The following is a 26,590-nucleotide window of genomic DNA, read 5'->3' as shown; positions in this document are numbered from 1 at the left end:
GGGCAGCACGCCGGCCCGGGGAGTCGCACCGCGACGACGGTCCGCCCACCGCGGCCACGCAGGTGGCACAAGCACACAGGTGATCTCGATACCCATGCGCATCCTCATGTTCAACACCCCCCTGACCGGCCACTTCCTGCCCCTGCTGCCGCTCGCCCGGGCGTTGCGCGCGCAAGGGCACACCGTTGCCTTCGTCTCCGCCGCCGCCATGGCCGGCCCGGTCGAGGCGCAGGGTTTTGAGCTGATCCCCGCCGGTCCGGCCGTCGACGTGGCGATCGCCGAAGTGTCCCGCCGCAGCGGTGTCGACATGGCGTCGAATCCTTCGCCGGCGCTGGTCGCCGAGTTCTTCGCCGGGGTACGCGTCGACCTCTCCGTGGACGAGGCCCTCGCGGAGGCGCGCACGTGGGAGCCGGACCTGGTCGTGTCGGAGCACTGCGACTTCGTGGGGCCGCTGGTCGCCGCCGTGCTCAAGGTGCCGTCCGCGGTGATGGGCATCGACCCGGCGCTCGAGCCCGAGGTCCTGGACGCCCTGGCCGCGACGGCGCGGTCCCGTTACCTCGACCGCGGTCTGCAGGCCCCGGCCCACGCGCCGTCCGGCCGCTGGCTGGTGGACCTCTGCCCGCCCGGCCTGCAGCGCGGCGGGGCTCTGCCGCCCCTCGAACGGATGGCGCTGCGGCCGGAGCCCCACCAGGGCCCCGAGGGCACGCCGCGCGCGGCCAGGGTCCCCGGTACCGGCCGGCCCCGGGTGCTCGTCAGCCTCAGCACCGTCTCCGGCAGGGCCTCCGCACTCGGTCCGCTGCTCCGGTCGCTGAGCGTCCTGGACGTCGACCTCGTCGCCACGACGGGAGGCGCCCCGGTCGACGACCTCGGGCTGGAGCCGGGCAGGGTCGAGCTGGTGTCCTTCGTGCCGGCCGCGGAGTTGCTGGACGGCGTGTCGGTCGTCGTGCACCACGGCGGTTCCGGCAACACGTTCGGGGCGGCGGCGCGCGGGATCCCGGCCGTCGTCGTCCCGGGAGCGGCCGGACAGCAGCGTCAGGCGTTCCGGCTCCAGGCCGCGGGAGCGGGCGTGGCGATGCCGATCGGCGAGCAGGGGCCGGAAGCGGTCACCGCCGCTGTCAGCCGTGTGCTCGCCGAGCCCGCGTTCACCGCGGCGGCGGAGCGCCTGCGTGACGAGATCGCCGCGATGCCCTCGGCCTCGGAGGTCGCCGAGCGCCTCACCGCCGCCGCCGCGGCATAGCGCGCAGCGCGAGAGGGCCCGTCGGACGGCTGACGGGCCCCACGCGCGCGGACCCCGCCGCCGTCCCCGGTCACTTGCGGAACAGCAGCACGAACACGCCGAGCACCACGCCGAGGACCACCGCGGAGACGCCGTGGCCCACCCGGTGCGCGCGCACGCCCGGAAGGTGACGGTCGAACGCGAAGCGGCCGGGCCCGCCGACGGCCAGCGTGGTGGCCAGCGCGGCGATGAGCAGTTCGTACTCCACCCCCGTCGGGGCGAAGAACCCGCCACCCCACTTCACGACGACGGCGTTGACCATGACGCCCACCACCGCCGCCCCGGCGAGCGGGGTCAGCAGCCCGAGGGCGAGGCCCACGCCCCCGAGCACCTCGCTGAGCCCCGCCAGCACCGCCATCGCCTTCCCGGCCGGGTAGCCGCCGGAGGTGAAGACGCGTCCTGCGCCGTCGAGGCCCACCCCGGAGAACCAGCCGAACAGCTTCTGGGCTCCGTGGCCCGCCATCGTCAGCCCGAGCACCAGCCGCAGGAGCAGCAGCCCGGCGTCATGGACGTACGGCGGGACGCCGAACTCGGCGGTGGCGTGGGAGCCGGAGCGGGACAGTGTGCCGAGCGGGGAAGCGGACATGTCTGAGGCCCTTCGTGGGGATGTGCGGCCTGCGAGCCGGACGTCGCGACGGGCGGTCCACCGCACGGCCGATCACGGCAGCAGCGTGACGCCCTGCGGCGCCGTCCGGCAGGCGGCACGCCGGACGTTAGGTCCATGGGGGTCGCATGCCGTGCCACCGATGGCCCCACCCCGTCCCTCCCCTGGCAGGATCTCCGGGTGACCTCCTTGTTCCTGATGGTCGGCCTGCCCGGGGCCGGGAAGACCACCGTGGCCCGGCGGCTCGCCGGGGAACACGGCGCGCTGCGCCTGACGCCGGACGAGTGGATGATCCCGCTGTTCGGCGCATCCGAGGCCGACGGGAAGCGCGACGTGCTGGAAGGGCTGCTGCTGCGGCTCGCGCTGCAGGCGCTGGCGCTCGGGACCGATGTGGTCCTGGACTTCGGGTGCTGGTCGCGTGACGAGAGGTCGGCGATCCGCCGCCTGGCGGAATCCGCGGGCGGGTCCTGTCGCCTGGTGTACGTACCGGTGGACCACGAGACCCAACGGGCCCGCGTCGCCCGGCGCCAGGCCACGACACCGGAACGGACCTTCCCGATGAGCGAGGCGGACCTCCTGCAATGGCGGGCGCTGTTCGAGGAGCCCGACGCCGCCGAACTCGCCGGCGAGGACGTGGGCGACCCTCCCGCCGGGTGGCCGGGATGGCGCGAGTGGGCCGCCGGCCGGTGGCCCTCGTTCGAGTGAGGACCGCCGCCGCGGGGGCCTCGAAGCCGATCCCTACACCCCGCCGGTCCCGGTCGACTTCCGCGAGGTCACCGTTCCGGGTCCGCAGGGCGCCCCGGACGTCCGGGTGCACGTCCACAGGCCGGAGGGCCACGAAGGCAAGCTGCCCGGCCTGCTGTACGTGCACGGCGGCGGCTTCGTGATCGGGCTCGTGGACTTCTTCCACAACGAGACCACCCGCATCGCCGCCGAGGTGGGCGCGGTGGTCGTGTCGGTGGACTACCGCCTCGCACCGGAACACCCCTACCCGGCCGCCCTGGAGGACTGTTACGCCGCCCTGCGCTGGCTGGCCGGGCACGCCGACGAACTGGGCGTCGACCCCGACCGCATCGGGGTGGCCGGTGAGAGCGCCGGCGGGAACCTCGCGGCCGCGGTCGCCCTGTACGCACGCGACCACGGCGGCCCCGCCCTGAGCATGCAGTACCTCGGCGCCCCCATCCTGGACGACCGCCTCGCCACCGCCTCCATGCGGGCCTTCACCGACACCCCCGGTTTCAACCGCCGCAACGCCCAACGGAGCTGGGACCACTACCTCGGCGGCAAGGGGCTGCGCGGCGGCGACGGCGTCAGCCCGTACGCCGCCCCGGCCAGGACGGAGGACCTGGCCGGACTGCCGCCCACGTACATCGCGGCCACCGAGTTCGACCCGCTGCGCGACGAGGACCTGGCCTACGCCCACCGGCTGATCACCGCGGGCGTCCCCACCGAGATGCACCACTTCCCGGGCGCCTTCCACGGCGCGGCCCAACTGGCCCCGCGGACCGAGGTGAGCCGCCGCATGATCGCCGAGCAGCTCGACGCCCTCCGCCGCGGTCTGCGAACCGGCGAGGCCGGTGGGACGGCCTGACCGCCGGCCCACCACCGGCCCACCACCGGCCCACTGCGGGCCCCCTGCTCCAGCCGGGTGACACCCGGCACGTGGCGATGTCCGCGGTGGGCGAGCCGGGTGACGTGGAGGGCGGGGCGGACGGGCGACGGTTAGCCTGAGCTGGCCGGAAGCCCGGTCGACCTCGGGAGCAGCACGTGGCAAGGCTGGGAACGCGGAGCTGGGCGGGAACGGAGAGTCGCCTGCTGCCGGCCGTCCTGCTGCTCGTCGCCGTGGTGATCGACCTCGCCACGCCACGCACCGTCAGCGCCGCGGCCCTCTACGCGGCTGCGGTGCTGGTGGCCGCCGCTCTGCTGTCGCTGCGCGGGACGGTCCTCATCGGATTGACCGCCCTCGTCCTCGACGCGGTCATGTTCTGGGTCTTCGGCTACCGCCGGAGTGCCATCGCGTTCAGCGAGCTGTTCATGGTCGCGACGGTGACCGGGATCGCCGTCCTCCTGAACCGGCTCCTGTACCACCGCGATGCGCAGCTCCGTTCCGTACGCGACATCGCCGCCGCCGTCCAGCGCGCCGTCCTGCCGACACCACCGGAGCGGATCGGCCCGCTGCGCTTCGCCGCCCGGTACGAGGCCGCCCAGACGGACGCGCAGATCGGCGGGGACCTCTACGCCGTGGTCGACACCCCCTTCGGCGTCCGCTGCGTCATCGGCGATGTACGCGGCAAGGGGATGGAAGCGGTCAGGGCGGTCGCCGTCGGCATCGGGACCTTCTGCGAGGCGGCCCTGCAGGAGCCCAGCCTGACCGCCCTCGCGCAACGGCTGGAGCGGGCCGTCACCCTCGAGTCCCGGCAGTCGGGGACCCTGACCGAGTTCGAGGGGTTCATCACCGGCGTGCTGGCGGAGTTCCCCCGGCACGGGAACGAGGTCCGGCTGGTCAACCGCGGCCACCCGCCGCCGCTGCTCTTCCTGGGCGACACCGTGCGGTACGTCGAGCCCACCGGGCCGGGCCTGCCCCTGGGCCTCGGCGCCCTCGACGACGGCACCGACACCGTCGACCGCGTCGACACGGTGGCGTTCCCCGAAGGGGCCAGTCTGCTGCTCTACACCGACGGACTCACCGAAGCCCGCGACGCGTCGGGCACCTTCTACGACCCCGTCGCCCGATGCACGGGCCGCCGCCGCCCCGACCCCGACGCCCTCGTGGACACCCTGCTCGCCGACCACCACCGCCACACCGGCGGCCGCAGGACCGACGACACGGCGCTGCTGGCCATCACACACACCCCGACGGAAGACGGGGCCTCCGCGGCCGACCGGATCCAGGACAGCTGAACCGCCGGACGGCGACCCCGGAACCCGGGCTTGATAGGCAAGCATCCACTTGCCTATCGTTGCGGTCATGGCAGAGGATGTGTTCAAGGCGCTGGCCGACCCCACCCGCCGACGCATCCTTGACGAGCTGGCGGAACGGGACGGCCAGACCCTGTTCGAGATCTGCGGGCGGCTGGCGATGAAGCACGGCCTGGGGCTGTCCCGCCAGGCGGTCAGCCAGCACCTGGCCGTGCTCGAATCGGCGGGGCTGGTGCTCACGCGGCGCCAGGGCCGGTACAAATACCACGACCTGAACACCGAACCCCTGGAGCACATCGTGACCCGGTGGCTCAGGCCCGACGCATCGGAGAGCCCCCCATGAGGATCCACCTGTCCAGCGTCTTCGTCGACGACCAGGAGAAGGCCCTGCGCTTCTACACCGACGTGCTGGGCTTCGTGAAGAAGCACGACGTCCCGATCGGTACGGACCGGTGGCTGACCGTGGTCTCACCGGAGGAGCCCGACGGGACGCAGCTGCTGCTCGAGCCCTCCGGCCACCCCGCGGTGAAGCCGTACAAGACGGCGCTGGCCGAGGACGGCATCCCGGCGACCTCCTTCGCCGTGGACGACGTGCGCGCGGAGTTCGCCCGGCTGCGCGGGCTCGGGGTGCACTTCACGCAGGAACCGGTGCAGATGGGCCCCGTCACGACCGCCGTACTGGACGACACCTGCGGCAACCTGATCCAGATCGTGCACAGCGCGGACGCCGGGAACTGAGGCGGGGCGTGGACGGTGGTCCCGCCCCCGCGTGTCCTTGACTTCGAGGGCGGTGACCGCGGGGCCCGGGGTCACCTGGGCGGTCGCGGTCGGCTGGGACGAGCGCGCTCAGGGGCCGTCGCAGTAGCGGCGCCGCCACCGGCGCCCGCAGTCGGGGCGCGGGATCACCGTGCGCAGCCAATCCCCGCCCGGAGCCGTTGCGCTGCGCTCCCGGTACCTTGATCCGCGTGAACGCCACCCCGGATCGGACGGGCACGCTGTCGGACGATGAGCTCCCAGCAGTTCAGCAGGTCGTCTCTGGACTACCGAGCCAAGGGAGGGGCCGTGGGGATCGAACTGGAACTGCACTCTGGGCGACCAGCACGCAAGGGGACGTCCCGGGGGACCTTGCTGCGAGGGTCCTATGAGCACGGTGAAGCGCTGGCGAGGGTGCTCGGCACGCTCGGCCGGCACGACTCCGGCAAGCTCGGCTGGGTGGACCCTACGGCGACACGCTGTTCAACGAGCAGGAGGCTCACGTCGTCCGCCAGGAGGTCGCTGTTCAACGAGCAGGAGGCTCACGTCGTCCGCCAGGAGGTCGCCGTCCTGACGCAGCGGTGCACTGACGAGGAGCAGAAGGCGGCTCTGCTCGACCTCGCCGAACTTCTCGAAGCGTGTGCGGCGACGCCGGGCAGCTACTTGTGGTTCATGGGTGACTAGCCACACCTGAGCCCAGGATGGACTTCCCGGGGCGGCGTCCGGGGCGGCGAGGGAAGCCGTCCTCGCCGCCCGGGCCTACGCACCGCACGCGCCTCCTGCGCGGTGGGTACACAGGACCCCGCCGGAGTTGCACTGCCCGGCGGGGCCCCATGGTGTGCGTCAGCGGTGCCGTCAGCCGTCAGCGGGCGCTCGTGGTCTCGATGTCGACGATGTGGTCGTACCGCTCCAGCAGCACGAAGAGCTTGGTCTTCTGCGCCGTCTCCCCGCTGCCGAAGGTCAGGGTGACGATGACCTCATGGCCGTTTCCCACGGTTCCGTTGTCGGTCACCGTCCACCGGGCCGGGACGTTTTGGGCGCGCAGGACGCCGTCCGCCCCGTTCTCCTTCTCCCAGGCCGCCAGCCGCAGGGCGAAGTCGGGCGTCAGGTAGTGCTTGCGGAGGGCCGTGGCCAGCGTGACGTCCGGATCCGTGTAGTCGCCCTTCGCGTCGATGTACGCGCCGTAGAAGTCGGCGACCCGGGTCACCGCCCGACCGGGCGTGCCGCTGACCGACTGCGGTGCTGCGGTGGACGCCTTCGCGGGGGCGTGGACGGACGCCTGTGCCGACTCGGACGACTTGGCGCTGACGCTGTGCGGGGTCCCGGCGGAGGCCTGGATGCCTGCGCCGAGTCCGAGGGCAACGGCGAGGACGCCGGCGGTGAGGGCGGTGCGAGTCTTGTTGTTCATGTCGGTTCTCCGTTTCGGGTGATCGAGTGGTCCGGCAGTGTCCGCGGGCCGGTGTCCCGGTCCGTCGCCTCCGGTACGCCGGTGGTGGCCTTGCGGGCCGTTCAGGACGAGGTGCGGTGCGGCGGCAGGTCGGCGGCTGCGAGGAGCGCGCCTGCTCGGGTGCGCTTGGGCATGGGTGTCCCCCCGTGAATGCGGTGAATGCGGTGGATGCATGAGTGCAGTGCATCGGTGCCGGACGTCGCCCGACGCCGGCTGGTCGGTCCGGCCCTGGTCGGTGCGACACGAAGAGCATCGGCGGCCACCGGAGTCCTGCGCAACGATTACCGCCCCCTTGGCGGCGGTGGAACCATCCCGGCCCATCTGACGTGCAGGGATATGAGTGCCTGGGATGCAGGATCGGCGGCCGGACGACGGGAGAACGGTGTCGATGCGCGACGATGTCGAGGAGTTCGCGGCGCTGGTGCGCCGGCTGAAGGACCGCACGAACCGGAGCTACGCCTCTCTGGCCCGCCGCCTCAACATGAACACCTCGACGTTGCACCGGTACTGCACGGGCGACGCGGTGCCTCAGGACTTCGCGCCCGTGGAACGGCTCGCGGCCTTCTGCGACGCGGGCCCGCAGGAGCGGCTCGAGCTGCACCGTCTGTGGCTGTCGGCGATGGCGGCTCGGCAGGAGGTGCGTACGGACGGTCCGGCGGAAGCGGCGGCACCGGACGGGGACGGGGTGCTCGTCGAGGAGGGCAGCTCCGCGGAGCAGCCCGGGGACGGCCCCGACCCGGACGCGCCCGCTCCCACCCCCGCTCCCCGCCCCTGGTACCGCCGCCGAGGGGTCCTGGCGTCCATCGCCGTCGCCTGCGCGCTGGTCGCCGCTTTGCGCAGCACGTCCGCCCTGTCGGGCGAGCGGTCCTCCGAGGCGGACGCCTCCCGCACCGCGGGCTCGCGGACGACCGCCCCCGGCGCACCCCACCGGTCGCCGACGTCGGCCACCACGTCCCCCTCCCCTTCCCGGAGCTCCTCCCCGCCCGCCACCGGCAGCGGTCCCACCGCGGCCGCGAAGCAGACCACCGGCCTGCCCCTCGCGTGGAGCGCCGACTCCCTGGTCTGGGACAAGGGCTGCGGCCACGACTACGTCATCGCCAAGCCGCCCGCACAGGTACCTGCACCGCCGGTGGAGCAGGATGCCCGGGCGTGGGCGGCGACGCAGGGCGCGGTGCACGGGCGGCAGACGAGGGTGCAGATCTCGGTGCAGGGGCGGTCGTCGGCGGCCGTGGTCCTCGAGGCGCTCCACGTCCGGATCGTCAGCCGCGGCAACCCGGCCGCCGGGAGTGCGTACGCCATGGGCCAGGGCTGCGGGAGCGACCTCACGCCCCGCCGCTTCACCGTGAACCTCGACGTCGACCGCCCCATCACCCGCCCGGAGGACGGCGCCGACAGCGAACACGTCATCCCGGCCGCGCATTTCCCGTACCGCGTCTCCGCCGAGGACCCGGAGGTGCTGCTGGTCGACGCGATGACACGGACCCACGACGCCCGCTGGTACCTCGAACTCGACTGGTCCTCCCAGGGCCGCACCGGCACGATCCGCATCGACGACCACGGCCGCCCGTTCCGCACCAGCGGCATCACGGCACTGCCGCACTACTGGTACGGCACGAACGACGCAGGCCGGCGTGCCTGGGTCCCCTACGACAGCTAGCGCTGTGACCGCATGGGTCCGCCGGGTCGTCAGCCGCAGTAGTCGCCGGACTTGGTGTCCGGGCCGGTGCCGGCGGTCGCGGCGAGGCGGACGCCGAGGAGACGCCCGGCGGAGTTCACCGTCACCTGAAGCGACGTCACGGAACGCATGCTGGCGTCACGGTAGGGGTACGTCACGGTCCACATCCCGCCCGCGCCGTCGTCGACGCGGTCCACCGCGGGCCGCTTCGTGTCGGCAGTGGGGTAGTGCAGGGCCACGTACCGGTCCGCGGACCGCTCGGCGGCCGCCGCGTCGTGCACCGACCAGGAAGAGCCCGGGATGGGCTTCCCGACCGCCGCGGCCCCGGTCCGGGGGCCCGTCGACACGTCGACGCGGAACCCGTCCGGGTCGGGCCAACTCATGAAGGCGACCCCGCTCGGGTCCAGCTCCGCCCACACCTCCTCGTTCACGCCGTCGATCCCGCACGGCGTGTTGTCCTGGACCCGGACGATCCTGACGTCGTCGCCCAGCGCCTTGCGCACCGCCTGCCCGATCACCGCCTGCTGCTCCGCGGACGCCTGCCTGCTCGGCTCGGCGTGGTCGACGACCCGCACGTCGACGACGGTCGTCAGCACGAGGGCCACGGCCAGGAACCCCGCACCGGTCGCGGCCTGGAGCCCGCGGTGGCGCGTGGGCCAGGGCGGGACCCTCGTACCGGCGAGGCGCAGTGACAGGACCCCGATGCCCGCGCCCACGACGGCGCCCGCCACGTTGGTGGTGAAGTCACTGGTGTCGCAGTAACGGCCGATGACCGGAAGGCAGGCCTGGACGGTCTCGATCCCGCACGCCAGGAGGACCGACAGCAGCACAGGAGGCACCGGACGCCGGGCCGCCCGCACACCGAAGAAGCCGATCGGCACGAACAGGGCGACGTTCATCCAGCCCTGGGTCGTCCCGAACGCCTCCCACACGTCCTTGCTCACCGTGCACTTCACCGCGCCTGTACCGACGGGTCTGAGCCAAAGCGTCAGGAACAAGGCGGCCGTCGTCGTGGCCGCCCACGCCCCGTAGGTCCAGGGCCGGTCGGAACGGCCACGCAGGGCGACCGAGACGACCCCCAGCACGGCCGCGGAGACGAGGGCGACGAGGAGGAGGTACAACATGTGCCCTCCGAAGACGAGAGCGAACAATGCCGTACCTTTCGAGCGCGAGGAGATCAGCCGACGGCGCGCGAATCGCGGCGCGTCGGCGATCACCCTGGCGCCCACACGTCATGGGCCCTGGTTCAACTCATGACCAAGCTGTAACAGCCCACCCCTGCCGGTTCGGAAGATCACCAGTACAGGCTCCGGATCGGCGCTCGGCCCTCCGGTTGAACGCCGTTTCCTGCGGCTACGGCGTGGGCTCGGTCCCCTCCGGAAAACCCAACGCATCCAGCAGTACGGCGAAGAGGTCCTCCACGAAGGTCTCCTCCGAACGCAGTATCTCCTCGATCCGGGACTGCGGTTCCACGGCCGGGATGCCTGCCGCTGCGGCCCAGGCGAGAGCGCCTTCGGCGTCGGAAGGAATCTCCGCGTCGAGTTCCGCGCGTGTGCGGCTCACAGCCTCGTCGAACTCGGGGGTGTCCACCCACAGGAGCTGATCTTCCAGGTCCTCCGGTTCCTCGGTGACGAGTGCCGCGGCAATGTGCAGGTTGAGCCACGCCTGCCAACGTCGCCCGTCGGTTCCCAGCCCCGTCACCAGGGCGACACTGCTGTCGGATACGGACCCGACGCAGGCCGGTGCGCCGGTCCACTCGACGAGGGCGGGCAGATCGTCGTCCTCCCAGATCTCATTGTCGAACTGGAGGGTCTGCCAACCACCCGCTCGCGGCCACCACTCGTGCACCCCGTCCTTCAGCTCCTGGTCGATGCCGTCGAACACGGGCGCTTCCAGCAGCGGACGCTTGCTGCGGGCAAAGAGCAGGTGCCCGGAAAACCCCACGGGAACTCCTTCTTGGAGACGTTGCCCGCACCTTATGGGCCGCCACCGACACGGCAGGCTCGGGCCGGCTCGCGCCCCGTCCACCGCCGCTGCGACCCTTTGTGTGCGCAAGCCTCACCCGAACCGTCCGCGGCGTGGAACCCTGCGGTCGTGAACGACGACGAACCCCCGGTCGAAACGCTGGACGCCGACATGCGCCCCTGCGTCTTCTGCGGGCATCCGGTTCCTGGAAAATCGCTTGACGAGTACGACTGCCCCGTGTGCGGCGACCCGGAAGGGCGCGACGTACTGCTGTGAGTGAGTCACCTGACCGCGCTCACCGTTGGCGCGGCCTCGCTCTTCCGATGCGACGACAACGCGCGCATCGAGGTGCGCGCCTCGTCACATGCCGGAAACATACGCGGCGACGATCCGCCAGTAGGGTCCCGGCATGCTCCTTTTCCACTTCACGCGGCCGGGGCTGTGGCCGCTGATTTTGGCAGACGCGGAGATCAGGGCGACCTGGCCGGAGGAGCTGGAGGACGTACCGGAACTGGCGCGGTCCGTGCACCTGACCGCCGATCCGAGTCCGGGGTCGCTGCCGGGGGCCTTCCGGGACCGCACCGTGCGGTTCACGGTGGAGGTTCCCGCGCCGGAGGCGCAGCGGTGGCACGCGTGGGCGGGTACGAGGCTGCCCGCGGGGTCCGCGGAGGCGCTCGCGGCGTCCCGGTTCGACGGTCGTCCGGACGAGTGGTTCGTGCTCGAGCGGGCCATCCCGTCGGCGGAGTGGGTGTCGGTGATCGACCTCGGTGTGATGGCGCCGCTCTGGCCGCGTCCGTAGCCGCGTCGGCGGGCCGTCACCAGGTCGTGGGGCCGGCGCCGCGCCACTCGACGAGGTCGCTGTCGTACAGGTCGCCCAGGCGCATGCGGAGCCCGGCGCGGCGGGCCAGCGCGAGGACGTCCCGGGGTCCGTAGGCGAGGCCGAGGATCCTGCCGTCGCACCGCACGCGGCGGCCGCCGGTGCCCGAGGGCGGGTACACGATCACTCGGCATCGCACCGGCTCAGCGTGGACCCGCAGGGGCGGGAACGCATCCTGGCGGAATGTCCGGTCGGAGTATCCGGGCGAGCGCCGCGGCCCCGCAGGGCTTACGAATGGAGGGACATCAAAGCGCCGGAGAGAGTGGCTGGGCATGCGCGTTGTCGTGGACCTCACCCGTTGCCAAGGCTATGCGCAGTGCGTGTTCCTTGCGCCGGACGTGTTCGAACTGCACGGCGAGGAGGCACTGCTGTACGACCCGGCGGTCCCGGGCGACCAGTACGAACGCGTGCGCCAGGCCGCCGCGGCGTGCCCGGTGCAGGCGATCCTGGTGGGCGAGGAGGTGAGCGCCGGTGTCCGCTGACCTCCTGGAGGGCCGGATCGTCATCGTCGGGGCGTCGCTGGCGGGCCTGCGGGCCGCGGAGACGCTGCGCGAGAAGGGCTTCACCGGTTCGCTGACCGTCGTCGGGGACGAACCCCACCCGCCGTACGACCGGCCGCCGCTGTCCAAGGGGGTGCTGCTCGGCAAGGTGTCGGCGGACGCCACCGGGCTGCCGATGCGCCGTGATCCGGAGGCGGAGTGGCGGTTGGGGGTGCGCGCCACCGGGCTGGACCCGGTGGGGAAGCGAGTCCTGCTGGGCGACGGCTCGTCGCTGCCGTTCGACCGGCTGCTGATCACGACCGGGACGCGGGCGCGGCCCTGGCCCGTTCCGGAGGAGGCCGCCCTCGACGGGGTGTTCACCCTGCGCACCAGCGACGACGCCGCGCGCCTGGCCGAGCGGCTGGCCGCCGGGCCGCGCCGGGTGCTGGTGATCGGCGCGGGCTTCACCGGTTCGGAGATCGCGTCGGTCTGCCGCGAGCGCGGTCTGGAGGTCACGGTCACCGAACGCGGCCCGGCGCCGCTGGTGGGGGCGCTCGGCGGGACCTTGTCGAAGCTCGCCGCCGCCATGCAGCGGGCCCACGGTGTGGACCTGCGCTGCGGCGTGACCGTCACCTCGCTGCGCGGCAACGGCAGGTTCACCGGTGCGGACCTGTCGGACGGCACCCGTGTCGACGCGGACGTGTGCGTCGTCGCGATGGGCGCGGTCCGCAACGTCGAGTGGCTGGCGGAGTCCGGGCTGGCCGCGGGCCCGCGCGGGATCGCCTGCGACGCCGGCTGCCGGGCGTTCACCATGTACGGGATCGTCACGGACGACGTCTTCGTGGCCGGTGACGTCTCGCGCTTCCCGCACCCGCTGTACGAGTACCAGCTGCTCTCCCTCGAGCACTGGCGCAACGCGGTGGACCAGGCCGAGGTCGCCGCCCACAACATGGTCAGTCCGGGGCCGCTGCGGCGTCCGCACCTCGCGGTGCCGACGTTCTGGTCGAGCCAGTTCGGCTACAACATCAAGTCGGTGGGCGTCCCCACCTTCTCCGACCACGTGGTCATCGCGCAGGGCTCACTGGAGGAGCGCCGCCTGGTCATGGCGTACGGCTACCGCGGCCGGTTGACCGCCGCGGTCACGGTCAACATGGCCAAGTCGCTGGAGTACTACGAGCGCCTCATCGAGACGGCCGCCCCGTTCCCGCCCCCGCTGGGCGCGTCGGACCGCCGTACGGCGGCCGAGGTCGTGCTCCCTTCCGATGTGCCGGACCCGAGCCGGCTCTCGCACGGTCCCACGGTCGCGCTCACCGGGTACCTGCCGGACCGGCGGCTGGTCCTGGCGAGGCCCGCCGGGTGACCCACCCCCGCCCATCCACGAGGAGCCACCACGCATGACCGCCGAGACCCTGCTGGAACGGATCACCGATTACGCCAGCCGCCCCGACCCGTACCCGCTGTACGCGGAGCTCCGCGAGGCCGGGCCCGTGGTGCGGCAGACGGACGGCAGCTACCTGGTCGGCACGTACCACGAGATCGTCGGCCTGCTCCACGACCCGAGGCTCAGCGCCGACCCCCGCAACCGCACCACACCGGCTGCCCCGGCGGCGGAGGAGACGCAGCACCTGCCGTTCCTGCGGCTGGACGACCCCGAGCACCACCGGTTGCGCACGCTGGCCATGCGGCCGTTCGGCCCGCCCCACAACCCCGGCCGGGTCGACGCGATGCGCGGGCAGATCACCCGGATCACCGGGGAACTGGTCGAGGGGCTCCGGGGCCGCGACCACATCGACATCGTCGACGACCTCGCCTACCCCCTGCCGGTCACGGTCATCTGCCGGGTGCTCGGTGTGCCGCGCGAGGACGAGCCGCGGTTCCGGGAGTGGACCGACCTGCTCGTCGCCTCCGCCGACATCGGCCCCGGCGAGGACACCGCCGCGCGGGCCGAGGCGGGCCGCAAGGCCCAGATGGAGATGGGCGCGTACCTGCTCGGCCTCGCGGAGCAGCGCCGCGGCCGGCCCACCGGCGACCTGCTCTCGGACTTCGTCAACGAACCGGATCCGGAGCTGCGGCTCACCGACGAGGAACTGGCGCAGACCGCGATCCTGCTCCTCATCGCGGGGCACGAGACCACGGTCAACCTGATCACCAACGGTGTGCTCACGCTGTTGCGCCACCCCGACCAGCTGGAGCGGCTGCGCCGGGAGCCGGAACTGCTGCCGGAGACGGTGGAGGAACTGCTGCGGTACGAGCCGCCGGTGCACCTGCGCGAGCGCATCCCCCTCGCCGACGTGGACATCGCGGGCACCGTCGTGCCGAAGGGCACGTCCGTGATCCTCGCGCTCGCCTCGGGCAACCGTGACCCCCTGCGGTTCCAGGACCCCGAACGGTTCGACCCCGCCCGCAAGGACAACGAGCACTTCGGCTTCGGCAGCGGCGTCCACCTCTGCTTCGGCGCACCGCTCGCGCGCATCGAGGCCCAGGCGGCGCTCGGCGCGCTGCTGCCCGGTCTGGGTACGGCGACCCTGCTGCATGACCCGCCTCCCTACCGGCGCAACGCCATGCTGCGCGGGCCCCGTCACCTCACCGTCAGGTTCTGATGCCCCTCGCTCGCCTCAGGCTTCGGTGGTGCGGTGCCGGGCCCGGAAGGCCGCTGCCTTGACGCGGTTCCCGCAGGTCCTCATCGCGCACCATTCACGCCGGCGGCCCCGGGAGCGGTCGAGGTAGACCTGGGTGCACTCCGGGCGGGCGCACTCGCGCAGCAGCGCCCCCTCCTCGCCGCCGATGATCTCGACGGCCTCGCGGGCGACGGCGGCGAGGCCTTGTGACGCCGAACCGGAACGGCTCGTACCGTCGGGGCCGAGCTGCGTCACCACGGGTGCCTGGGCCGCGTGGCGGTTCACCGCGGCGACCGCTCCGGCGGGCAGCGGTTCGCCGTCGAGCCGCGCCACGACCAGGGCGTAGATCGACTCCCGCAGGTCCACGGCCGCCGCGAGGTCCGACGCGTCGGAGCCGGGCTCGCGGTCGAGCATCCGGGACTCGACGAACCAGGAGTCGAGGAGCTCGGGCGAGGCGAGCTTCTCCGTGGGCACCGCATTGCGTCGTGCGCGCAGCGTGCCCAGGAAGTCGAGGGCGAGCGTCCCACAGGGGAAGGCATGGTTCACATCACCATCCTAACCGGTGACCCGCGATTCGTCACTGGCTTGACAGGTGACTTCGCCCCGTGACACGGTCGTCACCGTTCAGAACGGTTACTCATGATGTGGGGGACGCCACAATGGCTGTCGTACGTTTCCACCTGCTCTCCTCGCTCAGCCCGTCCGAGGCACTGGCGGTGCTCACCGACTTCGGTCCCGCACGGGCCCGGACCTGGCCCACCATCGACGCCGAACACCTCACGGTGCACGCGATCGGCGACACCTGGGCCGAGGTGACCGAGGGCACCGCGTCCGCCTGGGAGCGGGCGCGCTACGACTGGGACGCCGGGACGGGAAGGGTCGCCATCACCACGCACGACTCGAAGGTGTTCGGCCCCGGCGGCGGATGGATCTTCCAGCTGACCCCCGAGGGGAACGGCACACGGGTCGACGTCGAGCTCACCCGCACCCCCGGCACGCTCAAGGGCAAGGTGCTCGCCACCCTGCTCCCCGTCGCCGCCGCATCCCTGCGCAAGTCCTACCGGGAGCCCTTCAAGGCGGTGTGATCACGCCGGCTCCGGCGCGGCGGCGGCTCCGGCCCGGACCGACCCCATTGCGGGCGGTTGGCCCGATTCCACCCCTCGAACTCACTGTCGAGATCCGGCTACCGTCCGTACACTGACAAGTTGCAGGCATGCGGGCAGTGCTGACCGGGGGGAGCCGCCATGTCCGAGCAACCGCACGGCACCGCGCACGGATACGGATACGGATTCGTCATCCCGCCCATGCCGTCCACCCCGCCGCCCGCGCCGCCGGACGGGCTGCGCGCGGCGGCGGTGGGGCTGCTCAACCTCAGTGGTCTCGGCCTCGGTTACGCCCTTACCCGGCGCTGGGTGCTCATGGCCGTGTGCTGGTTCGCGACCGGCATCCTGCTGCTGGTGGCGCTGCCCGCGGACCCCGACGGCGTGCCCGTGGGCCTGGTGGCCGTCTACCTGGTCCTCCTCCTGGCCGCGGCCGTCCACGGCGCCGTGGTCGGCCTGCGCACCCGGCTGGTGCGGCCCGCGGGCGCTCCCCTGGCGATCGCCCTCGGACTGGTGCTGCTGGCCGTACCGGCCGGCGGCGTCGTGCTGTACGACATGGCCCGCGACGAGGCCAACGAGCAGGCGCTCCTGGACCGGCTCGACCAGGCCGACCGGCTCGTGCGGGCCGGGGGGAGCAGACCCTTCGACGCGGCCCGGTCCGACTACCGCAAGGCCCTGGGCGAGTACCGGGACATCAGATCCGGCCACCCCGGCTCGCGGGCCGCGGCCCGGGTACCCGACCGCCTGAAGACCTACTACACGACCGTCGGCGCCGCCTACGAGCAGCAGGACTACTGCGCGGCGATACCGGCACTGACGTACCTGCGCACGGTCCCGGACACCATGGGCAAGCAGACGCTCGGCGCGCTCGCCCAGTGGCCCGACGACCGCCTGGCCGCCTCCCTCTACGAGTGCGGGGCGCAGCGACTGGGCAACGAGGACGCCGGCTGGACGGATAACTTCGGCGACCTCCTGGGCACCTTCCCCGACTCCGAGCAGGCCGCGAAGGTCGCACCCGCCGTCGACTCGGCCGTGGACAAGGCCGCGAAGGACGTGAGCGGCTCCGACCCCTGCCCCGCCGTCGACCGGCTGCGCACCCTCGGCACCCAGGCCGGGGGGCTGAACGCCGGCGCCGGGGACGTCGGCGACGCCGTCGCCGCCTCCGCCGCCCGGGCCGGGAGGAGCGCCGACTCGGGGGTGTACGCCTGTGGGGTCGACCAGTACAAGGACGGCGACTTCGGTGAGGCGCGGGAGACGATGAACACGTTCGTCGCCGACAACAAGAGCGCGAAGAACCGGGCGCTGGCCAAGAAGTTCGCCATCGCGGCGGAGGTCGCGGACGAGATCCCCGCGGCGGGCAAGCGCCTGCCCACGCTGGCCTCCGGCGGCAGCATCTCGGTCACGATCAAGAACGACAGCCCCAACCCGATCACGGTGCTCTACACCGGGCCGGTGACCGGCAGCCTCACGCTCAAGGCCTGCCGCAGCTGCACCTCGTACTCACTCCTGACGCCCTCCCTCGCGGGGTTCAAGCCCTGCCAGGACAGCGGCACGAACTACCCCCAGCGCACCATCCGCCTGCCCGTCGGCACCACGTACTTCCTGCACAAGTCGACGTCGTCCGACGGATCGAGCCCGGCGTCCGACAAGGCCACGCTCAAGCCCGGCTACATCTACACCGAGTGCGCCTACACGACGAAGTCCTTCGGCTTCTGACCGTCCGGCCACCCTCGTCCGCCTCGTCAGTCCGAACCGCCGCCTCCGCCGCCGCAACCGAAGCCGCCGGAGTGGTCGGTGTAGCCGGAATGGCCGGCACCGCCGTCGGCGCCGTGGCCCGTGTCGCCGTCGGGGTAGTCGGCGCGCCAGCGCAGGAACTCGTGCCTGCCGAACGGGAACAGGCCCTCGTCCGCGACCGCTCCGCGGCCGATCAGCCCCGCCTCACCGGTGAAGGCCGGGACGAGCGCGGTCAGCGCCGGGTCGCCGTAGAGGGCGACCGCGAGCAGGATGTCCTCCTCCGCGAGCCCTGCGGGACCCTGCGGCATCGGCGTACCCCGCCGCAGGTCCGCCAGGTACCGGCGGGCGGCCCGGGTCGGGCTGACCCGCACCAGGCGCAGCAGCCCCGCCCCGGCAAGTTCCGCCCGCATCCGGGACAGCGCCGTGCGCACGACCGCGCGCCCGAGCAGTTCCCTGATCCCCGCGGGGCGGTACAGCCCGACCCGTATCGCCTTCTCCAGCGGGTGGCGGTGCGGCGGCGGGTCCGCCTGTTCCGGGGAGACCTCCCGGCGCAGGGTGCCCGGCCGGCCGGACTCCACGGCGCCGCGCAGGTGCAGCGCCACCACGGCGACCGTCACGGCGGCCCTCGGGCCCCCGCGCAGCAGCGCGATCTCGTGCGGTTCCAGCCGGACCGCCGTTCCCTCGTCCATGGCACCACCCCCCGTGCGTGTGCCCGGTACGTGCCCATCGGCGGGGGTGGTCGAAGCCTGCCGGGGCGGGGTTCAGAGGGCGATTTGAGGGTGCCGTAGCGGACGTACGGCCGGTGGTGTAGGTGCGGCCGGCGGTCCTTCACCGGTACGGGGCGGGACTGCCGGGGCTGATGATGCGTGTGTAAGGAAATGTGCCGGGGGAATTGCCTTGGGGTGCTCCCCTACGGCAGGCTGTCGCTCCAGTCAGGCCCTGTCATCCGCACACCCGTACGTACACGCGTACGGGGCAACGGAGTTGGCCGGTGGTCGCCGGGGGCGGTCCGAGCCGGTGGGAGGGGCACGATCGCGTCCGGGAGATCACCGAACGGGCCGCGCTGGAAGGAAACCGTGTGAGCCGGATCTCGGTCCGGGGGATCGCGGTGGCTTCGGCCACGGCGGTCACCTCCGTGGGCGCCGTCGTCGGTGTCGCCTCGAGCAGCCAGGCGAGTGAGCAGCCCTTCGCCGCCTCCGAAGTCGACACCGTCCTGTCGGACATACCCGCCGGCCAGCGGGTCCAGCAGGCGTCGCTGACGCAGCAGGTGCAGGCGCAGTCCGACGCCGCCGACGTCGGCACCAGGAAGACCGCGGAACAGGCCGCCCGCAAGCAGGCCGCCAAGGACGCCACCGCCCGCAAGGCGGCGGAGGAGAAGGCGGAGGCCGACCGCAAGGCCAAGGCCGCCGCCCGCGCGGCGCTGGTCGTGAAGGCCTCGTACACCGTCGCCGAGGTCAAGGCCATGGCCCAGGCGATCATCGGTGACGCCTCGCAGTACCAGTGCTTCTCCAACATCGTCACCCACGAGAGCGGCTGGAACTACACCGCGACCAACTCCTCCTCCGGCGCCTACGGCCTCGTCCAGGCCCTGCCCGGCTCCAAGATGGCCTCCGCGGGCGCCGACTGGCGCACCAACCCGGGCACCCAGATCAAATGGGGCCTCAAATACATGGACAGCCGTTACGGCAGCCCCTGCGGCGCCTGGTCGTTCTGGCAGGCCAACAACTGGTACTAGCGTCCGTCGAGGTCGGCGGCGGCCGCCGAAGTGGCGAGCGCAGCGGAAGGTTGACGGTATCTGTCTGCGCGGGCTTGCGAACGTCGCCCGGCACCGCTCCTCCGCGGCCGACCCCCACACCATCAACGCGGTGACGCCGTTGACGGACCTCACCACCGTGCAGTCCCCCACCAGGGTCTCGGTGAACACCCATGCGTTGAACCTCGCGCCGGGCGCCACCGGCACCGTCACCGGCCTCGCGGAGATCCAGACGCCCGCCGGCTGGCGGCCGCTGGGTTCAACGCCTCTCCCGAGCCTGTGCGGAAGGGTGCCCTCACGAAGGTGGGGGGCACCGTCCAGTACCGGAGCGGCACCACCTGGAAGGCCCTTCGCGACACCCGGGTGTCCTTGTACTTCCGGCCCCGCGGCGCCAAGAGCTACCGGTACGTGCACGCCTTGGGCGTCGACGGCAAGGGCCGTTTCTTCAATCTGGAGCGGGCGACCCAGGACGGCACCTGGGCGGTGACCTTCGACGACGCGACCGGGACCGGCTACTTCGTCCGCAAGAGGGCCTCGGACTACGTCGACGTCAGCCCGTAGCCACGGGGTCCGGTTCCCGCGGGTTGCTGCCGGGTTCCGGCCGGGCCTGGTGGTGCGGGGGTGATGGCCTCCTCGATGCCGCTTGAGCGCCAACAGGCCCCTCGGAGGCGGTCTCCAGGGGCCTGTTCGATGCCCGCGTGCCGTATCCGGCGGCTTCCCTGGCCTTCCAGCGGGAGGCCGTCTGGGTGCTCGACGGCAGGCTCACCTTCCACGAGGGCGATGTGGTGCACGAACTCGGCCCGGGCGACTCGATCGAAGTCGACGCACCCGTCCCGTGCGTGTTCGCCAACACCAGCGATGCCGAGTGCCGCTACGCGATCATCCTCACCCGGGTCAAAAGGCCGTGAACCTTTCCCCGTGCCGCGGACCAGCAGCGGCCCGTGATCAGGAAGAACGTCTCGGCCGTGGCCATCCAACCGAGGTTGCGGTCGCGTGGCAGGCCCATGAGGACGGCGCCGGGGCCGTCCGGTACCGCTCGTGCGGCGGCGGCAGTGACGCCACGTACCGGCGCAGGACGGGAGGGCGACGGCGTGCCGGACGAGATCCGGTACGCGACGTCCGGGCTTCGGGTCGGCGGGAGCGAGATCGCCGGGTACGTCGACGCCTACGATGACGAAGAGGTCCGGCGTGTGCAGCCCGAGCGTGGGCGCGAGCCGCCGGAGCGTGGACGCGGTGGGCGGTCCGGACTCGCCGACGGCGCCCGCCGGCTACCGGTGCACCGTCAGCCGTTCCAGCAGCACCTCGAAGGGCTCACCTGCCGTCATCGGGTGCGGAGGTGCCGGCGACGGCCGGTCCGAGCCCGGCGGGGAGGTGGGCGACCGCCAGCGCGACCGCCTCTTCCGCGGTGGCCACCTCGCCGATCACACCGTCCCCGAGGTGGAGGTGGTCCTTCACGCGATACGGATGGCCGTCGTGCGCGGGGACGATGGCCACCTCCAACCGGGACGGGTGCCCGGTGCGGGCGCTGAAGCCCAGTACCCAGTGGCTGGAGAACGCGAAGAGCTGCCGCAGCCGCGGCTCGGCATGGGCCGCCTGCACGAGGAGCCGGAAGCCGTCGAAGTCAGGCGCCTCCGCCGCCTGTTCGTGCAGCCTTCGCCACTGCAGCTCGACCTCGGCGGCCGGTCCGCGTTCATGGGCTTCGGCGCGCTCGCTGGGGTGGAGGAACGAGAACCGTTGGTGCAGGTCGCGGAATCCGGTGCCGTCCCCCCAGGCCGCCCCCACCCGCACCACGTCCCCGAGGTCGGCCGTGCTCCCCGAGATCAGCTCGACCCCCCGGCTCCATCCGGAGAACGTGAAACCGCGCTCCTTGGCGTACGTGTGGACGACCAGCGGATCACGGTCGGGCACGGCGGTGGCGACACGCGCCTGGAGGACTGCGTCACCGCCGTCACGCACGATCACGAGATCGGCGCCGAGGCCGGCCGCTGCCTGCTCCAGGGCGGCGGACAGGCCAGCTGCGGCGATCAGGTCGGGATAGAGGTCGGGGTCCACGCGCCCAGTGTGGCGTCACCGCGCCGCGCGGGGAACACCGGCACGGCCCGTACGGCTCCGGACGACCCCGGCCGGTGAGCGCCGGGCCGGGGTCGTGAGGTGGCGGTGGGGGTGGCGGTCAGCGCAGCGACGCGGGCAGGTCCTCGCGGTGGACGATGCCCATGCGCTGAGTGGCGCGGGTCAGGGCCACGTACAGGTCGCTGGTGCCGAACCGTGCCGGTTCCACGACCAGGACGTGGTCGAACTCCAGCCCCTTGGCCTCCCGGGGGCCGAGCAGCACCACGGGCAGGGTGAGGTCGGGCTCGGCGCCGGCCGTGACCCCGTCGAGCGGGGCGGCGATCTCCGCGTGCAGCGCGCGCGGCGCGATCACCGCGAGGCGCCCCTCGTGGGGGGTCAGTTCCGCAACGGCCCGCGCCACCGCGCCGGCCAGGTCCGCGCCGGCGTGCCGCGTCCACGGCTTCTCGCCGGTGGAACGGACCGACCGGGGCGGCTCGAAGGCGGGGTCCTCGATGCGTACGACCTGCGCGGCCAGGTCCATGATCTCCGCGGGCGTACGGTAGTTGACGCCCAGCCGCACGTGCTCGAAGCGGTCGCCGACGTACGGCTCGAGGATCTTCTCCCAGGAGCCGACGCCCGCCTCCTCCGAGGTCTGCGCCGGATCGCCGACCAGGGTCAGCGAGCGGGTCGGGGACCGTCGCATCAGCAGGCGCCACGCCATCGGCGACAGCTCCTGCGCCTCGTCGACGATGATGTGCCCGAACGCCCACGTACGGTCGGCGGCGGCCCGCTCGGCGGCGCTGCGGTGGTCGGCCTCCTCCTGCCGGTCGGCCATCCGCTCGGCGTCGATGATGTCGTGGGCGGCCAGGACCTCGGACTCCGCGTCCTCGAACTCGAACGACTCCGAACCGCGCGACACCTCCAGGACGCCCTGGGCGTAGGCGATCTGCTCCTGGCGTTCGGCCTCGGCGGCGGCCCGCGCGGCGCTGTCGTCGACGCCGAGCAGTTCGGCCGCCTCGTCCAGGAGCGGCACGTCGGCCGGGGTCCACTCGCCGTCGTCCGGGGCGCGGCGGATCGCCCGGGCGTCCTCGTCCGGCAGGTACGCCGGCTCGGCGAGGTAGCCGGCGAGGAACTCCTGCGGGGTGAGCAGCGGCCACAGCTCCGCCACGGCGGCCCGCACCCCCGCGCTGGCGGCGACGCCCTTGCCGAGCTGTGCGAGGTCGTCCGGGCCGAGGAAGTTGGGGCCGCCGTACGGGTCCGCGCCGATGCGGTCGGCGAGCTGCGCGGTGAGGGCGTCGATGACGTGGAACGCGAAGTACGGCCGGGCGAGGTTGTGCGGCAGGCGCGTCTCGCGGGCGGCGTCCCGGGCCTGGTAGGCGATCTCCCAGTCCAGGACGAGTTCGCCGTCGTCGTGCGGGATGACGATCGGCGCACCGGGCTCGGGCAGTACCTGGCGGTCGCGCAGGGCGAGAGCGAGCGCCTCGGCCATCTCCGCGCTGCCCTTGACGGCCGCCGCGCGCGGGGTGTCGGTGCCGCGGGCGTGGACGCCGGGGAAGAGTTCGGCCTGCGTGGCGAGCATGACGCCGGTCTCGCCGAGGGCGGGCAGCACCTCGCCGATGTAGCGGAGGAAGGCCGGGTTGGGACCCACGATCAGGACCGCGCGCTTGGCCAGCAGCTCACGGTGCTCGTACAGCAGGAAGGCCGCCCGGTGCAGCGCGACCGCGGTCTTGCCGGTGCCGGGGCCGCCCTCGACGACGAGGACGCCGCGGTGCGGAGCGCGGATGATGCGGTCCTGGTCGGCCTGGATGGTCCGCACGATGTCGGCCATGCGGCCGGTGCGGGCCGAGTTGAGGGCGGCGAGCAGCACCGCGTCGCCGGTGCGGTCCTCGAAGCCGCTGCGGTCGTCGTCCTCGAGGTCGAGGATCTCGTCGTGCAGCTCGGTGACCCGGCGGCCGTCGGTGGTGATGTGCCGGCGCCGGCGCAGTCCCATGGGCGTGTGCCCGGTGGCGACGTAGAACGGCCGGGCGACCGGTGCGCGCCAGTCGATCAGGAGCGGGGTGTGGTCGGTGTCGTCCTCACGGATCCCGATGCGGCCGATGTGGTGCGCGGCACCGTCCTGGAGGTCGATCCGGCCGAAGCACAGCGAGCCGTCGACCGCGTTGAGGGCCGCCAGCAGACCGGAACGCTCGGCGACGAGGACGTCGCGTTCGAGACGGGCCTGCATGCCGTTGCCCACCGGGGTCAGCGCGTCCTCGACGCGCCGGGTGGCGACCCCGCGCAGCGTGTCGACCCGCTCGTAGAGCCGGTCGATGAATTCCTGCTCCTTCTGCAGTTCGACTCTTTCGCGAGTTGACACATTCGCTCCCTGTCCGATATGGTGATTCCAGTGGCCCCCGGTGAGGGGCCGTTTCTGTGCGCGCACAGAAACACTCAATATACGTGAGGAAATCCCCGTACCGCAATTGCGGTACGGGGATTTCCTGCGTTCGGGGGCGGGGCCTGGGCCTCGGTGCTGCGAAGGCGCCGGGACGGTACCGGGACGCCCCTCCGGCGGGCTCCGGCGCGCGCAAAAAAGAAAGGGAAAGGAGCTCGTCCGCTCCAATCCGTTCCCAACGTACAGCGCACCGGGGGGCTTGCGGCAAGCCCCTGGGGGTGCCGCAGAATCGCCCGCCGTAACCGGAATTCGGGGCGTGGGAAGGCATGAAGTGCATGCGCTGTCGTCGGCGTACGGGGCACATCGAACCGCCGGTGGCGGCCGGCACCCGGGAGCTGCGGGATCCGGAGGGGCCGGGTGCCCCTATGATCAACGCCCGCTGGACGAACGATCGAAGCGGGGGCGGACGATGACCTACCGGCGTGCGGCGATACCGGTCCTGACCGGGGGATTGCTGCTCACGGCGCTGTTGTGGTGGGCGGGGTCGAGCGCGCACGCGCTGAACCTGCCGGGCACCGTCGACGTGATCGGCGGCCGGGCGGCCACGGAACTCGGCACGTGGCTGACCCCCTGGTCGTACGACCCGCCGGGCTGGGGGCAGCCCTTCGGCGCGCCGACCGGCGGCACCGACTACCTCACGCTGTACAGGACCGGGCTGCAGATCCGGTTCGCCGCGGTCTTCGCGTCCTTCGTGCCCGGGGCGCTGCTCCTGCTGCGCAGGCTGCCCCCGGTGCACGGCCGGTGGCCCGCCACGCTGCTCGCGGTGTGGGCGTGGGGCCTGGTGGCCGGAACGCTGGCGGTCACCGTCTCCGCGCCGTGGCTGATCGCCTCGCACGGGCACGGCAGCTACCGCTTCCTGCCCCAGCTGGCCGCGGTGATCACCACCGGGCGGGAGGCCGTCGCGGTGGCCGCGCTGCTCGCGGCGGCGGTGACGGTGCTCACGGCGCGCATCACGGCCAAGGGCGCGGACCCGCTCCCCCAGGCGGTCGTCCCGGCGCGTGCGGGCCGGCTGGCCGCGACCGTCGGGACGGCGGTGGTCGCGGTGTCCCTCGTGGTGCTCTCGTACCAGTCGGTCGCCGCCGCCCTCCAGACCTACTCCCCCGGCATCGGCCTGCTCTCCGAACCGGGCGACCTGCTGCGCCAGTGGCTGCTCCTCGGTGCCTGGACGACCCCGTCAGGCGGCCCGCTGACCGACTGGCTCCTGGCCCGCGCCGCCGACCTGCTGCTGCTCGCCGTGGTGTGGTGGATGCTGCGGCGGCTGCCCGTACTGCTGACACGGGCCACGTTCCCCGCGATGGCGGTCGGCGCGGTCTGCGCGACCGTCCTCGGGCTGATCGCCTCGCAGTTGCTGCGGGTCACCGTGGACGGGGCCGGTCTGCACTGGGGGCTGCTGTCCCTCTCCGCCAGTCTGGGCATCGGGGTCCCGGCCGCGCTGACCTTCGGCCTTGCGGCGGGCGTGGCGGCCGCCACCACGCTCCGGGTCGCCGAGCGCCGCGCGGTGGGGGGTTCCTGACACCATGGCCGACCACCACGTCGCCGCCCTGGCGTATCTGTCCTGGAATCCCTCCGCGCCCGCGGACGTCCTGCTGCGACTGCTCAGGCACGACGACCGGGTCATCAGACGGAACGTCGCCCAGCGAAGAGGTCTGCCATTGGAAGTGGTCGACGCGATCCTGACGGACCCGGACCCGGCGCTACGGGCATGCTTCGCCGAGAGCGAGAACGCGGACCCGGCCCAGCGGGCCCGCCTCCTCGACGATCCGTCGCCGCGGGTCATCCTGGGCCTGGCCATCGGCCCGACGCCGTACAGGACACGCGTGGACCCGCTGCCCGACTGGGCGTACGAACGTCTCCTCGCCCACCCGGACGGGCGGATCCGCTGCGAGACCGTCATCTCGCGCCTCGTGCCCGGCCACCTCCTGGCGCGACTTGCGGACCATGCGGACGGCCCCCTGCGCCAGGCGGCCTGCCGCGCGTGGGACTCCCTCACCGACGACGCCAAGGAAGCGCTGCTCCACGACGACGACCTCGATGTGCGACGCGCCGCCGCAATGCGCGTCTGCCATCAGGACGCAGAACGCACGGCCTGGCTCGTGGAGAGCCTCACGAACCCCTGGGACCTGGCCAGGGTGCTCCGCGGCGGGCTGCTCAGCCGCGAGCTCGCCGAACGCCTGGTCACCGGCGACCGCCCGGGGGCCGTCGCCGCCAACCCCTCCCTCCCACCGGACCTCGTCGCGCGGTTGGCCACCCACCCGGATCCGCACGTGCGGCTGGTCGTCTCCGCCAGGCCGGAGCTGACGGAGCGGGAACGCGCGGCCGTCGACTACACCGTGGGCCCCGAGGACCGCCTGGACGCGCTGGACTGGGTTCGGGAGGCCCAGGACGACCCGGAGGTCCTGCGGCGATGTGCGACCTCCGCGCACACGTGGCTGCGCCGCAGCGCCGCCGTGTGCCCCGGCCTGGAGCCCGAGTACGTCGAACTGCTGTCCCGCGACGAGGACTTCGCCGTGCGGCTCCTGCTGTGCGAGTTCCACCCGGAACCGCCGCCGGAAACGCTGCTGGACCTCTACCTCAACGGCACCCACCGCGCGGTCGAGTGGTTCGCCAACCACCCGCGGTTCCCCGCCGCGGGCCTCGCGGAGCGCTTCGCGGACTCGGCGGACCCCGAGGCAGGTCGTCTCGCGTTGACCGACCCGGACCTGCCCGTGCGGACCCTGGAGGAGTTCGCCCGCGACCCCGACCGGCGCTGGGCTGCGGCCCGTCACCCGCGGCTGCCCGTACCGCTGATCCGCGAACTGCTCGACGACCCCGGCACGACCCATCACGCCGCCGGCAACCCCGGTCTGCCCGCCGAGGACATGCACCGGCTCCTGGACGGCGCCGGGGTCCCCGACTAGGTGGACGACG

Annotated in this window: 29 protein-coding genes; 20 read left to right on the top strand and 9 right to left on the bottom strand. The window is 72.8% G+C overall.

Annotation, left to right across the window (positions count from 1 at the left end):
- Positions 1–79 precede the first annotated feature (79 nt).
- Positions 80–1,237, top strand: coding sequence for a glycosyltransferase (locus PV410_RS22190; protein WP_500327032.1), 1,158 nt, complete (start codon positions 80–82; stop codon positions 1,235–1,237).
- Between the two features lie 70 nt (positions 1,238–1,307).
- Here PV410_RS22190 and PV410_RS22185 read toward each other — a convergent pair whose 3' ends face one another.
- Entirely contained in the window at positions 1,308–1,862 is a 555-nt protein-coding gene (locus PV410_RS22185) for a DoxX family protein (protein WP_500327031.1), read from the bottom strand.
- 198 nt (positions 1,863–2,060) lie between these two features.
- Here PV410_RS22185 and PV410_RS22180 point away from each other — a divergent pair, with 198 nt between their 5' ends.
- The 6 genes from PV410_RS22180 (at position 2,061) to PV410_RS22155 (ending at position 6,236) form a co-directional block, all read left to right on the top strand.
- Complete coding sequence (locus PV410_RS22180) at positions 2,061–2,585, top strand: P-loop nucleotide/nucleoside kinase family protein (protein WP_500327029.1); 525 nt, start codon at positions 2,061–2,063, stop codon at positions 2,583–2,585.
- Positions 2,586–2,691: 106 nt separating this feature from the next.
- A complete protein-coding gene (locus PV410_RS22175) occupies positions 2,692–3,471 on the top strand; it encodes an alpha/beta hydrolase (RefSeq protein WP_500327027.1) in 780 nt (259 codons plus the stop codon).
- Between the two features lie 176 nt (positions 3,472–3,647).
- On the top strand, positions 3,648–4,781 hold the full coding sequence (locus PV410_RS22170) for a PP2C family protein-serine/threonine phosphatase (RefSeq protein ID WP_500327026.1): 1,134 nt from the start codon (positions 3,648–3,650) through the stop codon (positions 4,779–4,781).
- Positions 4,782–4,848: 67 nt separating this feature from the next.
- The gene (locus tag PV410_RS22165; RefSeq protein ID WP_500327024.1) at positions 4,849–5,142 is read left to right on the top strand and encodes an ArsR/SmtB family transcription factor; all 294 of its coding nucleotides are present in this window, start codon (positions 4,849–4,851) and stop codon (positions 5,140–5,142) included.
- The gene (locus PV410_RS22160) at positions 5,139–5,537 is read left to right on the top strand and encodes a VOC family protein (protein WP_500327022.1); all 399 of its coding nucleotides are present in this window, start codon (positions 5,139–5,141) and stop codon (positions 5,535–5,537) included. The genes PV410_RS22165 and PV410_RS22160 overlap by 4 nt, the downstream gene beginning before the upstream one ends.
- A 324-nt stretch (positions 5,538–5,861) precedes the next feature.
- Positions 5,862–6,236: a hypothetical protein gene (locus tag PV410_RS22155; protein WP_500327020.1), complete on the top strand. Its 375-nt coding sequence runs from the start codon at positions 5,862–5,864 to the stop codon at positions 6,234–6,236.
- Between the two features lie 178 nt (positions 6,237–6,414).
- On the opposite strand, the gene PV410_RS22150 is transcribed toward PV410_RS22155, so the two are convergent.
- Positions 6,415–6,960 carry a hypothetical protein gene (locus PV410_RS22150; protein WP_500327018.1) on the bottom strand — a complete coding sequence of 182 codons (546 nt, stop codon included), beginning with the start codon at positions 6,958–6,960 and terminating at the stop codon, positions 6,415–6,417.
- A gap of 427 nt (positions 6,961–7,387) precedes the next feature.
- Here PV410_RS22150 and PV410_RS22145 point away from each other — a divergent pair, with 427 nt between their 5' ends.
- On the top strand, positions 7,388–8,656 hold the full coding sequence (locus PV410_RS22145; protein WP_500327017.1) for a helix-turn-helix domain-containing protein: 1,269 nt from the start codon (positions 7,388–7,390) through the stop codon (positions 8,654–8,656).
- 29 nt (positions 8,657–8,685) lie between these two features.
- Here PV410_RS22145 and PV410_RS22140 read toward each other — a convergent pair whose 3' ends face one another.
- Together PV410_RS22140 and PV410_RS22135 are read right to left on the bottom strand one after the other, a co-directional pair.
- Entirely contained in the window at positions 8,686–9,798 is a 1,113-nt protein-coding gene (locus tag PV410_RS22140) for a VanZ family protein (RefSeq protein ID WP_500327015.1), read from the bottom strand.
- A gap of 229 nt (positions 9,799–10,027) precedes the next feature.
- On the bottom strand, positions 10,028–10,618 hold the full coding sequence (locus tag PV410_RS22135) for a hypothetical protein (protein ID WP_500327013.1): 591 nt from the start codon (positions 10,616–10,618) through the stop codon (positions 10,028–10,030).
- A gap of 150 nt (positions 10,619–10,768) precedes the next feature.
- On the opposite strand from PV410_RS22135, the gene PV410_RS22130 reads away from it, so the two are divergent.
- Together PV410_RS22130 and PV410_RS22125 are read left to right on the top strand one after the other, a co-directional pair.
- On the top strand, positions 10,769–10,915 hold the full coding sequence (locus PV410_RS22130; RefSeq protein ID WP_500327012.1) for a hypothetical protein: 147 nt from the start codon (positions 10,769–10,771) through the stop codon (positions 10,913–10,915).
- Positions 10,916–11,048: 133 nt separating this feature from the next.
- Positions 11,049–11,438, top strand: coding sequence for a hypothetical protein (locus tag PV410_RS22125; RefSeq protein WP_500327011.1), 390 nt, complete (start codon positions 11,049–11,051; stop codon positions 11,436–11,438).
- Positions 11,439–11,454: 16 nt separating this feature from the next.
- Here the strand turns inward: PV410_RS22125 and PV410_RS22120 are convergent, their stop codons facing one another.
- Entirely contained in the window at positions 11,455–11,655 is a 201-nt protein-coding gene (locus PV410_RS22120) for a hypothetical protein (protein WP_499510265.1), read from the bottom strand.
- Between the two features lie 133 nt (positions 11,656–11,788).
- On the opposite strand from PV410_RS22120, the gene PV410_RS22115 reads away from it, so the two are divergent.
- The 3 genes from PV410_RS22115 to PV410_RS22105 are packed head-to-tail and all read left to right on the top strand — an operon-like array spanning position 11,789 to position 14,595.
- On the top strand, positions 11,789–11,998 hold the full coding sequence (locus tag PV410_RS22115; RefSeq protein WP_500327009.1) for a ferredoxin: 210 nt from the start codon (positions 11,789–11,791) through the stop codon (positions 11,996–11,998).
- The gene (locus PV410_RS22110) at positions 11,988–13,355 is read left to right on the top strand and encodes an NAD(P)/FAD-dependent oxidoreductase (RefSeq protein WP_500327007.1); all 1,368 of its coding nucleotides are present in this window, start codon (positions 11,988–11,990) and stop codon (positions 13,353–13,355) included. Before PV410_RS22115 ends, PV410_RS22110 begins: the two co-directional genes overlap by 11 nt.
- A 34-nt stretch (positions 13,356–13,389) precedes the next feature.
- Positions 13,390–14,595: a cytochrome P450 gene (locus tag PV410_RS22105; protein ID WP_500327005.1), complete on the top strand. Its 1,206-nt coding sequence runs from the start codon at positions 13,390–13,392 to the stop codon at positions 14,593–14,595.
- A gap of 15 nt (positions 14,596–14,610) precedes the next feature.
- Here the strand turns inward: PV410_RS22105 and PV410_RS22100 are convergent, their stop codons facing one another.
- Entirely contained in the window at positions 14,611–15,159 is a 549-nt protein-coding gene (locus PV410_RS22100) for a CGNR zinc finger domain-containing protein (RefSeq protein ID WP_500327004.1), read from the bottom strand.
- Positions 15,160–15,272: 113 nt separating this feature from the next.
- On the opposite strand from PV410_RS22100, the gene PV410_RS22095 reads away from it, so the two are divergent.
- Together PV410_RS22095 and PV410_RS22090 are read left to right on the top strand one after the other, a co-directional pair.
- Positions 15,273–15,698 carry a hypothetical protein gene (locus PV410_RS22095; protein WP_500327002.1) on the top strand — a complete coding sequence of 142 codons (426 nt, stop codon included), beginning with the start codon at positions 15,273–15,275 and terminating at the stop codon, positions 15,696–15,698.
- A 159-nt stretch (positions 15,699–15,857) separates the two neighbouring features.
- A complete protein-coding gene (locus tag PV410_RS22090) occupies positions 15,858–17,429 on the top strand; it encodes a hypothetical protein (protein WP_500327000.1) in 1,572 nt (523 codons plus the stop codon).
- Between the two features lie 26 nt (positions 17,430–17,455).
- Here PV410_RS22090 and PV410_RS22085 read toward each other — a convergent pair whose 3' ends face one another.
- Entirely contained in the window at positions 17,456–18,136 is a 681-nt protein-coding gene (locus tag PV410_RS22085; protein ID WP_500326999.1) for a TIGR04222 domain-containing membrane protein, read from the bottom strand.
- Positions 18,137–18,525: 389 nt separating this feature from the next.
- Here PV410_RS22085 and PV410_RS22080 point away from each other — a divergent pair, with 389 nt between their 5' ends.
- The 3 genes from PV410_RS22080 to PV410_RS22070 all read left to right on the top strand — a co-directional run bounded on the left by PV410_RS22080 (position 18,526) and on the right by PV410_RS22070 (position 20,108).
- Positions 18,526–19,182, top strand: a complete 657-nt coding sequence (locus PV410_RS22080) for an aggregation-promoting factor C-terminal-like domain-containing protein (RefSeq protein WP_500326997.1) — start codon at positions 18,526–18,528, stop codon at positions 19,180–19,182.
- A 321-nt stretch (positions 19,183–19,503) separates the two neighbouring features.
- Positions 19,504–19,761 carry a hypothetical protein gene (locus PV410_RS22075; protein ID WP_500326995.1) on the top strand — a complete coding sequence of 86 codons (258 nt, stop codon included), beginning with the start codon at positions 19,504–19,506 and terminating at the stop codon, positions 19,759–19,761.
- 137 nt (positions 19,762–19,898) lie between these two features.
- Positions 19,899–20,108 (top strand): cupin domain-containing protein, encoded by a 210-nt coding sequence (locus PV410_RS22070; protein ID WP_500326994.1) that lies wholly within the window; start codon positions 19,899–19,901, stop codon positions 20,106–20,108.
- A 403-nt stretch (positions 20,109–20,511) separates the two neighbouring features.
- Here the strand turns inward: PV410_RS22070 and PV410_RS22065 are convergent, their stop codons facing one another.
- A complete protein-coding gene (locus PV410_RS22065) occupies positions 20,512–21,252 on the bottom strand; it encodes a DUF6193 family natural product biosynthesis protein (RefSeq protein WP_500326992.1) in 741 nt (246 codons plus the stop codon).
- A gap of 118 nt (positions 21,253–21,370) precedes the next feature.
- Positions 21,371–23,581, bottom strand: coding sequence for a HelD family protein (locus tag PV410_RS22060; protein WP_500327190.1), 2,211 nt, complete (start codon positions 23,579–23,581; stop codon positions 21,371–21,373).
- A gap of 511 nt (positions 23,582–24,092) precedes the next feature.
- Between PV410_RS22060 and PV410_RS22055 the strand changes: the two genes are divergently transcribed.
- Positions 24,093–25,196 (top strand): hypothetical protein, encoded by a 1,104-nt coding sequence (locus PV410_RS22055; protein WP_500326990.1) that lies wholly within the window; start codon positions 24,093–24,095, stop codon positions 25,194–25,196.
- A 4-nt stretch (positions 25,197–25,200) separates the two neighbouring features.
- Positions 25,201–26,580 carry a hypothetical protein gene (locus tag PV410_RS22050; protein WP_500326988.1) on the top strand — a complete coding sequence of 460 codons (1,380 nt, stop codon included), beginning with the start codon at positions 25,201–25,203 and terminating at the stop codon, positions 26,578–26,580.
- Positions 26,581–26,590: the final 10 nt, after the last annotated feature.

The organism is Streptomyces sp. PA03-5A, assembly GCF_033792725.1.
Taxonomy (GTDB): Bacteria; Actinomycetota; Actinomycetes; order Streptomycetales; family Streptomycetaceae; genus Actinacidiphila.
The sequence above is the reverse complement of the archived record's forward strand: the minus strand, read 5'-3'. Positions and strand labels throughout refer to the sequence as shown.

Excerpts from the sequence above, each read along its gene's own strand:
- PV410_RS22125 (WP_500327011.1), top strand. The coding sequence starts at position 11,049 with ATGCTCCTTTTCCACTTCACGCGGCCGGGGCTGTGGCCGCTGATTTTG.
- PV410_RS22185 (WP_500327031.1), bottom strand. The coding sequence starts at position 1,862 with ATGTCCGCTTCCCCGCTCGGCACACTGTCCCGCTCCGGCTCCCACGCC.
- PV410_RS22115 (WP_500327009.1), top strand. The coding sequence starts at position 11,789 with ATGCGCGTTGTCGTGGACCTCACCCGTTGCCAAGGCTATGCGCAGTGC.
- PV410_RS22105 (WP_500327005.1), top strand. The coding sequence starts at position 13,390 with ATGACCGCCGAGACCCTGCTGGAACGGATCACCGATTACGCCAGCCGC.
- PV410_RS22160 (WP_500327022.1), top strand. The coding sequence starts at position 5,139 with ATGAGGATCCACCTGTCCAGCGTCTTCGTCGACGACCAGGAGAAGGCC.
- PV410_RS22150 (WP_500327018.1), bottom strand. The coding sequence starts at position 6,960 with ATGAACAACAAGACTCGCACCGCCCTCACCGCCGGCGTCCTCGCCGTT.
- PV410_RS22140 (WP_500327015.1), bottom strand. The coding sequence starts at position 9,798 with ATGTTGTACCTCCTCCTCGTCGCCCTCGTCTCCGCGGCCGTGCTGGGG.
- PV410_RS22085 (WP_500326999.1), bottom strand. The coding sequence starts at position 18,136 with ATGGACGAGGGAACGGCGGTCCGGCTGGAACCGCACGAGATCGCGCTG.
- PV410_RS22090 (WP_500327000.1), top strand. The coding sequence starts at position 15,858 with ATGTCCGAGCAACCGCACGGCACCGCGCACGGATACGGATACGGATTC.
- PV410_RS22165 (WP_500327024.1), top strand. The coding sequence starts at position 4,849 with ATGGCAGAGGATGTGTTCAAGGCGCTGGCCGACCCCACCCGCCGACGC.
- PV410_RS22145 (WP_500327017.1), top strand. The coding sequence starts at position 7,388 with ATGCGCGACGATGTCGAGGAGTTCGCGGCGCTGGTGCGCCGGCTGAAG.
- PV410_RS22055 (WP_500326990.1), top strand. The coding sequence starts at position 24,093 with ATGACCTACCGGCGTGCGGCGATACCGGTCCTGACCGGGGGATTGCTG.
- PV410_RS22095 (WP_500327002.1), top strand. The coding sequence starts at position 15,273 with ATGGCTGTCGTACGTTTCCACCTGCTCTCCTCGCTCAGCCCGTCCGAG.
- PV410_RS22050 (WP_500326988.1), top strand. The coding sequence starts at position 25,201 with ATGGCCGACCACCACGTCGCCGCCCTGGCGTATCTGTCCTGGAATCCC.